General features: G+C 75.6%; 15 protein-coding genes and 1 pseudogene. 5 read left to right on the top strand and 11 right to left on the bottom strand.

The annotated features are described in order from the left end of the window. Positions 1 to 2 precede the first annotated feature (2 nt). Positions 3 to 2069, top strand: a complete 2067-nt coding sequence (locus QWJ13_RS02485) for a primosomal protein N' (protein ID WP_316520184.1) — start codon at positions 3 to 5, stop codon at positions 2067 to 2069. Between the two features lie 507 nt (positions 2070 to 2576). Here the strand turns inward: QWJ13_RS02485 and QWJ13_RS02480 are convergent. Next, a pseudogene (locus QWJ13_RS02480) lies at positions 2577 to 2922 on the bottom strand (hypothetical protein); the annotation flags it as partial. 266 nt (positions 2923 to 3188) lie between these two features. On the opposite strand from QWJ13_RS02480, the gene def reads away from it, so the two are divergent. The 4 genes from def to QWJ13_RS02460 all read left to right on the top strand — a co-directional run bounded on the left by def (position 3189) and on the right by QWJ13_RS02460 (position 7593). Further along, positions 3189 to 3734, top strand: a complete 546-nt coding sequence (gene def / locus QWJ13_RS02475) for a peptide deformylase (RefSeq protein ID WP_316520183.1) — start codon at positions 3189 to 3191, stop codon at positions 3732 to 3734. Between the two features lie 79 nt (positions 3735 to 3813). Next, entirely contained in the window at positions 3814 to 4758 is a 945-nt protein-coding gene (gene fmt, locus QWJ13_RS02470) for a methionyl-tRNA formyltransferase (protein ID WP_316520182.1), read from the top strand. Between the two features lie 67 nt (positions 4759 to 4825). Then, a complete protein-coding gene (locus tag QWJ13_RS02465) occupies positions 4826 to 6259 on the top strand; it encodes an RsmB/NOP family class I SAM-dependent RNA methyltransferase (RefSeq protein ID WP_316520181.1) in 1434 nt (477 codons plus the stop codon). Between the two features lie 428 nt (positions 6260 to 6687). Further along, the gene (locus tag QWJ13_RS02460; protein WP_316520180.1) at positions 6688 to 7593 is read left to right on the top strand and encodes a MerR family transcriptional regulator; all 906 of its coding nucleotides are present in this window, start codon (positions 6688 to 6690) and stop codon (positions 7591 to 7593) included. A gap of 19 nt (positions 7594 to 7612) precedes the next feature. On the opposite strand, the gene QWJ13_RS02455 is transcribed toward QWJ13_RS02460, so the two are convergent. The 10 genes from QWJ13_RS02455 to QWJ13_RS02410 form a co-directional block, all read right to left on the bottom strand. Continuing rightward, positions 7613 to 8077 (bottom strand): hypothetical protein, encoded by a 465-nt coding sequence (locus QWJ13_RS02455; RefSeq protein WP_316520178.1) that lies wholly within the window; start codon positions 8075 to 8077, stop codon positions 7613 to 7615. A gap of 41 nt (positions 8078 to 8118) precedes the next feature. Continuing rightward, the gene (locus QWJ13_RS02450; RefSeq protein ID WP_316520176.1) at positions 8119 to 8271 is read right to left on the bottom strand and encodes a hypothetical protein; all 153 of its coding nucleotides are present in this window, start codon (positions 8269 to 8271) and stop codon (positions 8119 to 8121) included. A 56-nt stretch (positions 8272 to 8327) separates the two neighbouring features. Further along, positions 8328 to 8633: a sulfurtransferase TusA family protein gene (locus QWJ13_RS02445; protein WP_316520174.1), complete on the bottom strand. Its 306-nt coding sequence runs from the start codon at positions 8631 to 8633 to the stop codon at positions 8328 to 8330. Next, positions 8630 to 9346 (bottom strand): class I SAM-dependent methyltransferase, encoded by a 717-nt coding sequence (locus tag QWJ13_RS02440; protein ID WP_316520172.1) that lies wholly within the window; start codon positions 9344 to 9346, stop codon positions 8630 to 8632. Before QWJ13_RS02440 ends, QWJ13_RS02445 begins: the two co-directional genes overlap by 4 nt. 129 nt (positions 9347 to 9475) lie before the next feature. Then, positions 9476 to 9967 carry a MarR family winged helix-turn-helix transcriptional regulator gene (locus QWJ13_RS02435; RefSeq protein ID WP_316520170.1) on the bottom strand — a complete coding sequence of 164 codons (492 nt, stop codon included), beginning with the start codon at positions 9965 to 9967 and terminating at the stop codon, positions 9476 to 9478. 74 nt (positions 9968 to 10041) lie between these two features. Further along, positions 10042 to 10398 carry a DUF6204 family protein gene (locus QWJ13_RS02430; protein WP_316520168.1) on the bottom strand — a complete coding sequence of 119 codons (357 nt, stop codon included), beginning with the start codon at positions 10396 to 10398 and terminating at the stop codon, positions 10042 to 10044. A gap of 71 nt (positions 10399 to 10469) precedes the next feature. Next, positions 10470 to 11399, bottom strand: coding sequence for an aminoglycoside phosphotransferase family protein (locus tag QWJ13_RS02425; RefSeq protein WP_316520165.1), 930 nt, complete (start codon positions 11397 to 11399; stop codon positions 10470 to 10472). 45 nt (positions 11400 to 11444) lie between these two features. After that, positions 11445 to 12656: a serine hydrolase domain-containing protein gene (locus tag QWJ13_RS02420; protein WP_316520164.1), complete on the bottom strand. Its 1212-nt coding sequence runs from the start codon at positions 12654 to 12656 to the stop codon at positions 11445 to 11447. Between the two features lie 290 nt (positions 12657 to 12946). Further along, complete coding sequence (locus QWJ13_RS02415; RefSeq protein WP_316520162.1) at positions 12947 to 13642, bottom strand: alpha/beta hydrolase; 696 nt, start codon at positions 13640 to 13642, stop codon at positions 12947 to 12949. 32 nt (positions 13643 to 13674) lie between these two features. Next, positions 13675 to 14004, bottom strand: coding sequence for a hypothetical protein (locus tag QWJ13_RS02410; RefSeq protein ID WP_316520160.1), 330 nt, complete (start codon positions 14002 to 14004; stop codon positions 13675 to 13677). Positions 14005 to 14183 lie beyond the last annotated feature (179 nt).

Below are 14183 nucleotides of genomic sequence, written 5' to 3'. Positions count from 1 at the left end.
CGATGAGCGACACAGGGGAGCCGGAGCAGCTGGCCTTCATCCGGGAGACGGTCAAGCGGGCCAAGCCGCGCACCTGGCACGGCGCCAAGCGGGCCGAGAACCTGCCGGTGGCCCGGGTGGTGGTGGACAAGGGCGTGCTCACCATCGACAAGTTCTTCGACTACGAGGTGCCGGCCGCGATGGCCGAGGAGGCCCAGCCCGGCGTCCGGGTCCGGGTGCGGTTCGGGGCCCGGGTGGTCAAGGGCCAGCGCGAGGGCGGCGAACTGCACGACGGGTTCATCGTCGCCCGGCTGGAGAAGAGCGACTTCGCCGGCCCGCTCGCCCCGCTGGCCCAGGTGCTCTCGCCCGAGCCGGTGCTCACCCCGCAGCTGCTGCGGCTGTGCCGCACCGTCGCGGACCGGTACGCCGGCACGCTGGCCGACGTGCTCCAGCTGGCCGTCCCGCCCCGGCACGCCAAGGCCGAGGCCGAGCCCTCGCCGCCGCCGCTGCCGCGCCCGGCCGCCCCGGCCCCCGGCGGCTGGCAGCGCTATCCGGCCGGGCCCGACTTCCTCGCCGCGCTGGCCGCGGGCGGCTCGCCGCGCGCCGTCTGGGCCGCGCTGCCCGGGCCCGGCTGGCCGTACGAGATCGCGCGGGCGGTGGCGGCCACGCTGGCGGGCGGGCGCGGGGCACTGGTGGTGCTCCCGGAGGGGCGCTCGGTGGCCCGGGTCGACCAGGCGCTGACCGAACTGCTCGGCCCCGGGAGACACGTGGCGCTGGAGGCCGACCTCGGCCCGCGCGAGCGCTACAAGCGCTGGCTCGCGGTGAGCCGGGGCTCGGTGCGCGCCGTGGTCGGGACGAGGGCGACGATGTTCGCGCCGGTGCGGGACCTCGGGCTGGTCGTCGTCTGGTCGGACGGGGACGGCAGCCACAGTGATCCGCGCGCCCCGCACCCGCACGTGCGCGAGGTGGCGCTGCTGCGCGCCGCCGAGGAGGGCGCGGCGGTGCTGCTCGGCGGGCACGCGGTGACGGTGGAGGGCGCGCAGCTGGTCAGCACCGGCTGGGCGCGCCCACTGGTCGCCGACCGGGAGACGGTGCGGCAGACCGCGCCCAGGGTGCGGACCGTCACCGACCAGGACCAGCACCGGGACGCCGCCGCCCAGGCCGCCCGGCTGCCCTCGGTGGCCTGGGAGGCCGCCCGGGAGTCGCTGGCCGCCGGGCACCCGGTGCTCATCCAGGTGCCCCGGCGCGGCTACGTGCCCCGGCTGGCCTGCGGGCGCTGCCGGACCCCGGCGCGCTGCCGCCGCTGCGAGGGGCCGCTGGAGGCGCCCTCGGCGGACGCCTCGCTGTGCTGCGCCTGGTGCGGGGAGGCGGAGAACGACTGGCACTGCCCCGAGTGCGGGTCCTTCCGGCTGCGGGCCCAGGTGGTCGGCGCCCGGCGGACGGCGGAGGAGCTGGGCAAGGCGTTCCCGCGCATCCCGGTGCGGACCTCGGGCCGGGACTCTGTGCTGACCACCGTGCCGGACGAGCCCTCGCTGGTGATCTCCACGCCGGGCGCGGAGCCGGTGGTGGAGGGCGGCGGATACGGGGCCGCGCTGCTGCTGGACGGCTGGGCGCTGCTGAGTCGGCCGGACCTGCGGGCCGGCGAGGAGACGCTGCGGCTCTGGCTCGCGGCGGCCGCGCTGGTGCGGCCCTCGACGGAGGGCGGGACGGTGGTCGTGGTCGCCGAGCCCTCGGCCCGTCCGGTGCAGGCGCTGGTGCGCTGGGACCCGCTGGGGCACGCCGGGCTGGAACGGGACGAACGGGCGCAGCTGCACTTCCCGCCGGTGTCCCGGATGGCCTCGGTGAGCGGGAGCCCCTCGGCGGTGGCGGACCTGCTCAACCTGATCCGGCTGCCGGAGGGGGCCGACGTGCTCGGGCCGGTGCCGGTGCCGGCGCTGCGGGGGGAGGAGCAGGAGCGGGCGCTGCTGCGGGTGGCGCCCGGGCAGGGGTCCGCGTTGGCGGCGGCGCTCAAGGCGGCGCAGATCGCGCGGATCGCGCTGCGGACGGCGGAGCCGGTGCGGGTGCGGGTGGATCCGACGGACATCGGCTGAGGGAGTCGGTCGGGGTTCGGGCCTCAAAGTTCCGGGCCTCACGGTTTCGGGCCTCAGGGTTGCGGGTCCGGGGCCCGGCGGGGCGGGGTGAGTGGGCCACCCCGCCCCGGAGGGCCCGGCTGTGGCGGCTCGGTCAGCCGCGCAGCGGGATGCCGGGTCGGTCCGGCTGGGTGCGGTCGGTCGGGGTGCGGTCGATGGCGGTGCGGTCGATCGGGGTGCGGTCCATCGCGGGTCGGTCGATCGCGGTGCGGTCCATCGCGGGTCGGTCCATGGTGGTGCGGTCCATCGGGGTGCGGTCCAGGCCGCTGCGGTCGATCGGAGGGCGGTCCATCGCGGGCCGGTCCATCGCGGCGCGGTCGAGGCTGCTGCGGTCCAGGCCGCCCTGGCGGGCCGCGGGGACGGTCGCGGCCAGGCCGGTGCGCTCGGCCCCGGTGGGCAGGTCCTCGGCGCGGTCCGGGCGGCCCTGGCTCGGGACGCCGCCGCTCGCGGCGAGGAGTTCGCTGGTCGGGCGGCGCATGCCGTAGCGCCGGTGGACGGCCTGCTTGGTGACTCCGAGGGCGGAGCCCACCGAGTCCCAGGAGAAGCCCAGCGCCCGGTCGAACTCGACCGCCGCCGCCACCAGCGTCTCCACGCTCTCCCGCAGCTCCTGCGCCAGACGCACGGTCGGCGCCGGCGCCCGCCCGTACACCACGAAGCCGGCCGAGGTGCTCGGTCGGCGCGGCCGGTAGACGTTGCCCAGTTGCGCGGTGAGCGTCCGCAGCGCGTCGACCTGCCGCCTCACCCGCTCGATGTCCCGCACCAGCAGGTGCAGGCTCGCCCTCGCCCGGGCGTCGTGGTTGATCTGCTCGGCCATGGCCTACGTGCCACCTTCCGTACGGTTCAGCTCGGCCGGGACGCGGTGTCGCTGCGCCCGGCCCCGGTCAATCTCTCTTGACCAACGCCGAAGCGGGGGCCGGGGTAACGCGGCTCGGCACAGTCGGGATGCGCGGACCGCCGATCCGGGCTCCGGAGAGGCCCCGGCGGGCGGCCGGACGGGTCCCCCGTACGGGTTGCATAGACTGGCCGGTGAACCAGCAGCCGACCGCAGCCCGCGCCCCTACGGACAGGAGCCCGCACCCCGTGGCGATCCAGCCGATCCGTCTCTTCGGAGACCCCGTCCTGCGGTCCACCGCCCAGCCGGTGACCACCTTCGACAAGGAACTGCGCAAGCTGGTCGGCGACCTCACCGACACCATGCTGAACGCCCCCGGCGCCGGCCTTGCCGCGCCCCAACTCGGCGTCTCCCTGCGGGTGTTCACGTACCACGTGGACGGCGTCACCGGGCACCTGATCAACCCCGACCTGTCGCTGAGCGAGGACGAGCAGGAGGGCCCCGAGGGCTGCCTCTCGCTGCCCGGACTGCGCTACGACACCAGGCGCGCGTACGGCGTGGTGGCCAAGGGCTTCAACATGTACGGCGATCCGGTGACGGTGGAGGGCACCCAGCTGCTCGCCCGGTGCATCCAGCACGAGACCGACCACCTGGACGGCATCATCTTCATCGACCGGCTCGACCGGGAGCAGCGCAAGGCCGCGCTGAAGGCGATCCGGGAGGCGGACTGGGGCAGCGGGCCGGCTCCGGTGGTCAAGGTCTCGCCGCACAGCACCTTCGGCTCCGCCCGCTGAGCCGTCCACCGAGCCGTCCAACGAGCCGCCTACTGAGCTCGTTCGGTTCACTGAACTTCCCTTTGCAGAAAGGCACTTGATGCGTCTCGTCTTCGCCGGCACCCCCGAGGTCGCCGTTCCCGCCCTGGACGCCCTGCTCGCCTCGGACCGGCACGAGGTCGTCGCGGTGGTCACCCGCCCCGACGCCCCGGCCGGGCGCGGGCGCAAGCTGGTCGCCAGCCCCGTCGCCCAGCGCGCCGAGGAGGCCGGAATCGAGGTCCTCAAGCCGGCGAAGCCCAGCGACCCGGACTTCGTCGCCCGGCTCACCGAACTCGCCCCCGACTGCTGCCCGGTGGTCGCCTACGGCGCGCTGCTGCGCCCCGGCACCCTGGAGATCCCCAAGCACGGCTGGGTCAACCTGCACTTCTCGCTGCTGCCCGCCTGGCGCGGCGCGGCCCCGGTCCAGCACGCGGTGCTGGCCGGCGACGAGGTCACCGGCGCGTCCACCTTCCTGATCGAACGGGGCCTGGACTCCGGCCCGGTCTACGGCGTGATCACCGAGGAGGTCCGCCCGAGCGACACCAGCGGCGAGCTGCTCACCCGGCTCTCGCTCTCCGGCGCGCGGCTGCTCGCGGCCACCATGGACGGCATCGAGGACGGCTCCCTGCACGCCGTGCCGCAGCCGACCGAGGGTGTCACGCTCGCGCCGAAGATCACCGTCGAGGACGCGCGGATCGACTGGAGCCACCCCGCGCTGCGGATCGACCGGGTGGTGCGCGGCTGCGCGCCGGCGCCCGGGGCCTGGACGGAGTTCCGGGGCGAGCGACTCAAGATCACCGGGCCGGTCAAGCTGCTGCCGGGCTCCACCGAGCTGGCGCCGGGCGAGGTCGCGATGGCCGGCAAGAACAGCGTCCGGGTCGGGACCGGCAGCCACGACGTCGAGCTGGGGGAGGTGCGTCCGCAGGGGAAGAAGGAGATGCGGGCCGCCGACTGGGCCCGGGGCGCGCGGCTGGAGGCGGGGGAGCGCTTCGGGACCGAGGGCTGACCCAGCGGTTTGGCGTTACTGTTCGTTTGAGATCTTCCGATAACCATCGCAGCACCTTGAGGCACCTGTGACCACCCCCAGCGCCAAGCGCGCCCCCCGCCCGCACCGCCGCCCGAAGAAGGACCCGGCCCGGATCGTCGCGTTCCGCGCCCTGCGCGCCGTCGACGAGCGCGACGCGTACGCCAACCTGATCCTGCCCTCGCTGCTCCGCGAAGCCGAGCAGAAGGGCATGGACCGGCGCGACGCCGCCCTCGCCACCGAACTGGTCTACGGCACCCTGCGCCTTCAGGGCACCTACGACGCGATCATCGCCGCCTGCGTCGACCGGCCGCTGAGCAAGGTCGACCCGCCGGTGCTGGACGTGCTCTCGCTCGGCGCCCACCAGCTGCTCACCACCCGCATCCCCAGCCACGCGGCCGTCTCGGCGACCGTCGAGCTGGCCCGGGTGGTGCTCGGCGACGGCAAGGCGAAGTTCGTCAACGCCGTGCTGCGCCGGATCAGCGCCCACGACCTGGACACCTGGATCGAGCAGGTCGCCCCGCCGTACGACAAGGACGCCGAGGACCACCTGGCGGTCGTGCACTCCCACCCGCGCTGGGTCGTCTCCGCGCTCTGGGATTCCCTCGGCCGCTGGCAGCCGGACGCCTCCGGGCGCACCGCGGTGGAGGAACTGTTGCGGGCCGACAACGAGCGGCCCGAGGTCACCCTGGTCGCCCGCCCCGGCCGGGCCACCGTCGGCGAGCTGGCCGACGCGCTGCCGGAGGCCCAGCCGGGCCGCTGGTCCCCGTTCGCGCTGCGGCTCGCCGAGGGCGGCGACCCGGGCGCGGTGGCCGCCGTGCAGGAGAACCGGGCGGGCGTGCAGGACGAGGGCAGCCAGCTGGTCGCACTGGCGCTGGCCTCGGCGCCGCTGGACGGCCCCGACCGGATCTGGCTGGACGGCTGCGCCGGCCCCGGCGGCAAGGCCGCGCTGCTCGGCGCGCTGGCCGCCGAGCGCGGGGCGGCCCTGGTCGCCAGCGAGAAGCAGCCGCACCGGGCCCGCCTGGTGGCCCGCGCGCTGGCCGGCAACCCCGGCCCGTACACGGTGATCGCGGCGGACGGGACGCGCCCGGCCTGGCAGTCCGGCGGCTTCGACCGGGTGCTGGTCGACGTACCGTGCTCCGGCCTCGGCGCGCTGCGCCGCCGCCCGGAGGCCCGCTGGCGGCGCCGGCCGGCCGACGTCGCGGCCTTCGGCCCGCTCCAGCGGGACCTGCTGCGCTCGGCGATCGAGGCCACCCGGGTCGGCGGCGTGGTCGGCTACGCGACCTGCTCGCCGCACCTCGCGGAGACCCGGGCGGTCGTGGACGACGTGCTGCGCGCCGAGGACGGCCGGGTCGAGTGGATCGACGCGCGCCCACTGCTGCCCGGCGTCCCGGCCCTCGGCGACGGGCCCGACGTGCAGCTGTGGCCGCACCTGCACGGGACGGACGCGATGTACCTGGCGCTGCTGCGGCGGACTGCCTGACGGTGTGGTGATGACGGCTCCCCGGCCGGGGTTCTCGCCCCGGCCGGGGAGCCGTCGTCCGTTGGGGGTGCTGTCGGGCGGGGGCCGTGTCGCGGCGGGGGCCGGACCGGCTGGGCGGCTGCCGCCGCCGGGCCTGCCGCGTAGGCCCAGGACGGGACCGCGCCCGACCGGGGGCGAAGTGCCACGTGGTCCGGCACATTGCCGGTTCCTGCCGCTCCCGGATGCCGTCCTCCCCATCGGCGGCACGTCCGGCCGGCTGTTCGGCGGCCGTGGCTGAGGCGTGCGGCGCGATGCCCGGCCTGGGTGGTCGCGGGGGTGCCGCGCCTCTTGCTCGCCGCTTGGCGGGCCGCCGTGGCGGTTCGGGGCGTCATCGGCGCGGGCGTCGGGGGCTTGCGTCTCCCGTAGGGGGAGGTAGCAGGGTGGTGGCCATGAACGGCGATACGACGTACTCCATCGGTGAGCTGGCCCGGCGGACGGGGCTGACGGTCAAGACCGTCCGCTTCTACTCGGACCGGGGGATCGTGTCGCCGACCGGCCGAAACCCGGCCGGCCACCGGCGGTACGGCGCCGACGCCGTCGCGCGCCTGGAACTGGTCCGCGGCCTGCGGGAGCTCGGACTCGGGCTGCCCGCGATCCGGCGGGTGGTGGAGCGCGAACTGTCGCCGGCCGAGGTCGCCGCCGCGCAGGCGGAGGCGATCGATCTCCAGATCCGGGTGCTGCGGCTGCGGCGGGCGGTGCTGGGGGCGGTGGCCAGGCTCGGTTCGACACCTGAGGAGTTGACGCTCGTGCACCGCTTGGCCCGGCTGACGGAGGACGAACGGGCGCGCTTGATTGGGGAGTTCCTGGCGGGCGTGTTCGGCGGCTTGGCCGACGGCTCGCGGTTCGCCGCCGTCGCGCGCTCCTTGACGCCGGAGCTGCCGGAGGAACCGTCGGCCCAACAGGTCGAGGCCTGGGTGGAGTTGGCGCGGTTGGCCGGGGACGTCGGCTTCCGGGAGCTGCTGCGCGGGCTCGTCGAAGCGGAGGCGGCGGAGGCGGAGCGGCTGGGGATGGGCGGCCTGCCGAGGCCCGGACTGGCGGTGGCGGTACGGGAGTTGGCAGGCCCGGCGGTCGCGGCGGGGGTGGCGCCGGGATCGGTGGAGGCCGCGGCGGTCGTGGCGGCTCTGATGGAGCGGTGTGCCGAGGCCGGAGGGGTCGAGGCGGTGCGTACCAGGCTGGTGGCGATGGCGGATCCCCGGCGGGAGCGCTATCTGGAACTGCTGGCGGTGGTCAACGGCTGGTCCGCGCCGGAGAGTCGGGCGGTGGAGGTGGACTGGGCGCTGCGCGCCGTCGCGTGAGCTACGACTGTGCCTACGGCTACGGGTGGTCGGGGTCGGCGCCGGGGTCGGGGCCGGGGAAGGTGGTGAGGAAGGCGTGGGCCTGGGCGCGGAGGTGGTCGACCGGCGGGTCCTCGCAGATCACCTCCAGGCCGCGTCCGGTCACCCGGCCCAGGTCGTAGTAGGACTGGTAGGCGAGGTACGGGCGGTGGTGGTCGGTGGGGTCGAGACCGACGGCGAAGGTCGCGAAGTGGGTCAACTCGCCCTTGAACGGAGCGGATTCGGTGCGGGAGAGCCGCCATTCGACCTCGTATGGCTCGGGGTCGGCGGGCAGGTCCAGCAGGGCCTGGGCGAGGCGGCGGACCTCGTCCGGGTTCGCGAAGGAGAACGACTCCGACCAGGCGGGTGCCGAGGCGAGCAGTTCCCAGCCGTCGCCGTTGTGGCCGACGGTCAGGGCCCACTCGCCGTTCCGGTCCTGCCAGCGGCAGCTGATGATCGGGTCCACGGTGGCCAACCTCCCTGTGGTGCTGGGACGTTCGTGTCTCATCATCGTGGCACACCGGGCGGCCCGGGGGCCTCGCCGGTGTGCCCTCCTCGGGCCCGTCGCCAGGCCTCCTGGAGCGTGCGGCAGTCGAGGACGGTGATGCCGTGCTCGGCGAGGAGGCGGTTGGCGGTGGGGGAGACGCGGGTCGGGGGCACGGGGGCAGTGTGCCCCGGCGGCCGGGCGGGTGTGCGGGTTTTTGGGTGGCGGCCGGTCAGTCGGCGTCGGGGGCCGGGTGCCAGGGGCGGTCGGGGCGGGTCCGGACCGGTGCGGAGGTGAGGCGCAGGGCGTACACCTCGCGGTCGGTGGCCTCGTACGGGACCGGGCCGAGGTACTCGTGGCCGGTCAGGTGGCACCAGGCGGGCAGGTCCAGCGGGGCGGCCGGGTCGGTGGTGTGGATGTGGACCACCGCGCCGGCGGGAAGGTGTGCGATCCGGGCGCGCAGCCGGAGCAGCAGCTGGACGCAGAGCAGCCCGGTGCCGTCGATGGTGAGATCGGGGGCGGCGGCGGGGGCCGTCATCGGGGGCTCTCCTGGGTGACGCGCCACAGGCGGCGGGGCAGGTCGCCCTCCTCGAAGGCGTGGACCTCGGTGAGGTGCCAGCCCTCGGCGAGCTCGTCGACCAGTTCGCGGGGGAAGAAGTGGACGGCGAAGCCGCCGTTCTCCCAGATGTCGTCCCCGTGGCCGGTGCCGGCGCCGTAGTGGGCGTCACCGGTGTGGCGGACGGTGTAGACGAAGGTGCCGCCCGGGCGCAGGACGCGCCGGACCTCGGCGACGAGGGCCCGGAGCTCCTCGGTGGAGAGCGCCATGCAGAGCAGCATGTGGGCGAACACCGCGTCGACGGAGTCGTCGGGGAGGGGCAGCGGGTCACGGACGTCGTGGGTGACGGCCGTGACCCGTTCGGCCAGGCCCTGGCTCGCCGCGGCCTCGCGCAGCTGCTGGAGGCCGGTCCGGCTGAAGTCGGCGGCCTGCACCCGGAAGCCGGCGCGGGCGAAGTGCAGGGTGTCACGGCCGTGGCCGGCGCCGAGTTCCAGCACGTCCCGGGCCCCGGCGGCGGTGAACGCCTCGGTGGCGTACTCGGCGGGGCCGGAGGGCTGCTCGCCGTACATCCCGGGGTTGGCGGTGTAGGTCCGCTGCCAGTGGGCGCGCTGGGCGTCGGCGAGGGCGGGCTCCTGGCCGCGACCAGCGTCGGGGCCGGTGCCGGTGCCGGGACCGGTGCCGGGGGTGTCGGTCATGGTGCTGCCCTTCGCGCGCTCGGTGGTGCGGGTGGTGCAGGGGTGGTGCGGGTGCTGCAGGGCCAGCCTAGGCGGGCAGATGCGGAAGGGCGTGCGCGGGGGGCGTACGGGGCGTACGGGACGCGCGGCTCAACCGAGGTGCTGGCCGGGGGCGGTGCCGCCGAGGCGGGTGAGCAGAGCGGAGAGCCTGCAGAGGTCCTCGGCGTTCCACTGGTCGGCGGCGAAGTGTTCGGCGGCGACCTTGCGGGCGGTGTACAGCATCTCGGCGAGCCGTTCCCGGCCGGTCGGGGTGAGGGCGGCGTAGGCGACCCGGGCGTCACGGGCGGCGGCCTCGCGGGAGACCAGGCCGATCCGCTCCAGCGGCGCGAGGCCGCGGGTCACACCGGAGGCGGTGAGCCCGAGGGATTCGGCGAGGTCGACCCGGCGCATCCGGCCGCCGGGGGCCTGGGAGAGGTGGAGCAGCATGGTGAAGTCGGCCAGGCTGACGCCGTGCAGGCCGCTGAGGCTCGCGTCGAAGCGCTTGACCACGGCCGTCTGGGCGCGGACCAGTCGCAGAGTGGTGTCCAGCGGGTCGGGGCCCGGGGTCGTCGTGGGCTGGGGTTGTTCCGAGTGGTTTGTCATTGCCACCTCCTTGAGGACTCAAGTATATCCCGAGGAGAGCCCTCAAGGAGGTGGCATGGGGGGAGGGGGGCCGGTCAGTGGGCGGTGTTGGCGGCGCGGCGCTGCCGCTTGCCGAGCGGTGCCTGGGAGAGGTCCTCGGCCTGGGAGCGGAGGTTCTTGTGGCCGTAGCCGCGCTCGCTCAGCCAGTTCAGGGCCGACTGCTCGGCGCGCTCGGTGGCCTCCAGGATGTCCTCCTCCGCCTCGCCCTCGTCGAGGAAGCGGAAGGTGAAGGCGGCTCGCGCGGACAGGTCGTAGCTGAGGTGGCCCTCACGGGTGAAGGCGGCGCGCAGCACGTCGTGTTCGGGGGCGGCGGCGAGCAGCTCGGCGCGCTGCCCCTCGGTGAGGCCGTCGAAGACGCCGCGCACCATGATGCGGAAGGTTCGAGTGGTCATCCCCCGACCCTAGGCAGTGCGGGCCGTCGGCCGCCAACGCGATTTTCGAAAGGCGGCGGCGTCCGGGGGCGTCAGCCGGGGGTGAGCGCCTCGGCGAGCCGGTCCGCGTACCCGGTGAGCCGGTCGCGCTCGGGGCCGGTGCGGGCGCGCCGGAAGCCGTGCCGGCGGCCACCGAAGGCCGCCTGGACGGCCTGGAGTTGGGCCCAGCGGCGGGTGCGCTCCCGGTCCAGCTCGGCGGCCTCGGTGAAGACGTCCAGCGCGCGCAGGACACCGCGGCGCGGGTCCGCCCCGCCGAGCACGGTGAGCGCGTGGACCTTGAGCAGGGTGCCGCCGTCGTAGGCGCGGTCCCCGGCGTACCCCTTGGGGTCCACGGCCAGCCAGGGCTCCCGCTCCGCCCGCAGGATGTTGCGGGGGTGGAGGTCGCCGTGGACGAGGACCTCGGGCTGGCTGCGGGCGAGTTCGTGGACGGTCGCCAGTGCGGCGGCCACCGTGCGGGCCGACAGCGGGTGGGTCAACGAGGCCGCGTCGGTGCGCAGTTGCTCCTCCCAGGCGGCGGCCTGCTCGCTGAGCCGGGGCAGGCGGGGCGGCGCCGGGACGGCGAGTCGGCGGCTGAGCCGCCCGGCTACCGTCAGCACCTCCTCGCCGCCCCGGACCTCCGCGAGCGTTGCCGGGCTCGCCCGTTCGAGCAGCATCGCGTAGTGCTCGTCGGCCCGTTCGTACAGCCGGACGGCGCCCCGGCCCGCCCACACCTCGAAGGCGTCCGGCTCGTGCACGTTGCCCGGGTGGGGGAAGGAGACCTTCAGTACGGCCGCGCGCCCCGCTCGCCGCCGGACGGGGAGGATCAGGCCGACGCCTCCGTGGGTGGCCTCGCCCGCCGGCGCGCAGCTCCAGCGCTCCAGCAGTTCGGCGGCGAGGCCGGGGAGTCGGGCGATCCAGGCCGCGCCGGAGGCTCCCTCGCGGTCGACGGTGGCGCGGGCGAGCCCGTCGGGGACGGTGATCATTCGGCCTCCTGTGCGGCGGCGGGGGAGCCGCGGCCGCGGCCGGGGTCAGGGGGCGAAGGGTCCGAAGGCCACGGCGGCGAGGCGCAGCGCCGGTGTGGGGGTGCTGCCGTTGCTGCCGACGGAGTAGACCAGGCGCTTGCTCGCGTCCGCGGTGGCGAAGAAGCCGTCGACGTACCCGAGGTCGTGCCCGGTCTTGCCCCAGACCACCGTGCCGTCCTGCAGGGGGATGGCCATCAGTCCGGCGCTGTAGCAGGCCCGCCCCTTGTCCGGGCCGAACGCGCACTCACCGGCTCCGCGGACGGGCAGCAGCCGCCCGGATGCGTCCCGCGGCAGGGTGAGCAGGTCGTGCAGCTGCTGGGGCGGCAGGAGTTCGCCGTCCAGCAGGGCGCGCAGGAAGCGGTCCAGGTCGGCCGGGGTGGAGATCATCGACTCCGGGTTGCCGCCCTGCTCGGAGACGTCGACCGGGGTGCCGGCGTCGTTGGAGAAGTAGCCGCTCAGGTGCGGTTCGGGCATCGCGGGCCTGCCCTCCGTCACCTCGGTGTGCCGCAGGCCGAGCGGCTTCAGGACGCGGGCCGTCACCTCCTGCCGGATCGTGTGCCCGGTCACCTGCTCGATGATCCGGCCCGCCAGGCGGTAGTTGAAGGAGTTGTACTCCTGTTCGGTGCCCGGGGCGAAGGCCGGTATGACCTGGTGCCCGTCGTCGGGGTGGAGCGTGCGCTGGACGACCTGGCCGAGCGTCTCCCGCTCGAAGCGGAGCGCGATCAGCTCGTCGTGGGTCCGGACCGGCCGGCCGTCGATCTCAGGGCCCTCGACGGCCTGCGGCAATCCGCTGGTGTGGTCCAGGAGTTGGCGGACGGTGATCGGCTGGGTGAACGTCTCGGGCAGGGTGCCGGGCAGGTACTGCCGGACGGTGCCGTCCAGCGAGATCCGCTGCTCGGCGGCGAGCTGGAGCACCACCGTGGCGACGAAGGCCTTGTTGATGCTGCCGATCCGGAACGAGGCGTTCGGAGCCACCGGCCGCCCGCTCACCGGATCGCCGGCGCTGCCGCGCCAGACCTGCCCGCCGACCGCCACCCGGGCGATCGCGCCCGCCGCCGGATCCCCCGGCCGGGCGGCGAACGCGGCATCGAGGGCGGCCGGATCGGGCCCGGCGGACGGTGTCCGGGCGAGGGCGGGCACGGGCGAGGCCGCGAGGAGCAGCGCGGCGAGGCCGAGGGCGAGGGCGGCGGGCTTGGCGGCGGCTTTGCCGACGGACATGTGGTCTCCGATGCCGATGGGGCGGGTGGGTGGCGGACTGGGCCGCCCTGGACTACACGTGGCCGACGCGCGATCAGTTGCATCCGGCCGAAGCCGGGGTGGAGCGCGGGGGCACGGAACACGGTGGAGACTCCCTTCCGCGGCGGCCCGGGCGGCCGCCGTCGCGGTGACTCCAAGACCGACCGCCGAGACCCCGTTCGCACATGTGCCGATCAGCAGGAATCCCGCGGGAATGCGGGCGGGCCACCCCTGCCGATCGGCAGGGGTGGCCCGGAGCGCGGCGACGCGGGCTACGCCCGGGCGGGGAGCCGGGCGCAGACCGCCCCCGCCCCCGCCGTCGGTGGCGCGGGCTCGGCGCCCAGGGCGGCGAGGGTGAAGCCCGTGGTCAGCGCACTGATGTCGCGGGCCTCGCGGATCAGGTAGTGGTTGCCGCCCGGCGCCTCGTAGCGCGCGAGGTCCGGGACGACCCGCCGGGCGCGCAGCGCGTACTCCAGGGACAGGGCGGCGCCGGCCGAGCTGTGGTCCCCGGTGCCGTGGACGATCAGCACCCGGCGCCCGGCCAGCTGCTCGACCGCGTCGCCGCTCGGCAGCCAGGGGGCGATCCCGGCCACGCCCACCACGGAGGGGTGCCCGGCGCACCAGAACGCGGCGCGCCCGCCCAGCGAGTTGCCGATCAGCACCACGGGCGCGCCCGGGTGGCGCCGGGCGAGCTCGTCGAGCGCCCAGCGGGTGTCGACGGCGGTGTCGGCGTCCGTGCCGTTCCAGCCGCCGTGGCGGTAGCGCAGCAGGTGCACCGCGAGCCCGTACGGCCGGCCGCGCTCGGTGAGCTCCGCGGCCAGGCCGCGCAGGCCCAGCTCGGCGGCCTTCACGGGCGCGCGCCGACTGCGGATGAACCCGCCCGGCAGCAGCAGGGCGACGCCGGTGACCGGCCCTTCGCCCTGCCGCGGGGTGAGCTGCGCGGTGCGCGGACGCTGCGCTCGGAACACGCGAAATCCCTCCTGGTGGCTACCGGCGGATTCTACGGTTCCGTTGAGCGGTCGCGGTGCGTCAGCAGGGACCACAGGACCCAGCCGGAGACCCGGGTGCGCACCACCATGACCTTCGCCCAGCGGGCGCCGAGCGGCGAGGTCCAGGTGTCCACGACCTCGACCCGGTCCCCGGAGGTGGCCAATCCGATGACGGTGTCCTCGCCGAAGTGGTCGACCCGGACGTTGGCGGCGTTGGCCGACACCTCCCACCAGCCCGCGCCGACCTCGGGCAACCGGTCGGAGCCCGCCGTGACGGCGGCCGGGACGAGCAGGATGCCCAGGGCGACCACGGTGGCCGCCGCACGGCCGATCACGGCCACGGGGACCTCCGCGCGGGGCTGGACACGGTGCTGGGCGCGGGCAACGGGATGGGTGTCGAGATTGGGGGAGGCATGTACAGCAGAACGATTCGACCGGGCGTGCGCGTACACCCGGCGCCGAGGTGCACCCGGTCGGCGCAGCACGATGTGGAGATCCCGTGTATCCGGCGGTCCGGGGA

Source organism: Kitasatospora brasiliensis, from assembly GCF_032654805.1.
Classification (GTDB): Bacteria; Actinomycetota; Actinomycetes; order Streptomycetales; family Streptomycetaceae; genus Kitasatospora; species Kitasatospora brasiliensis.
The sequence above is the reverse complement of the archived record's forward strand: the minus strand, read 5'-3'. Positions and strand labels throughout refer to the sequence as shown.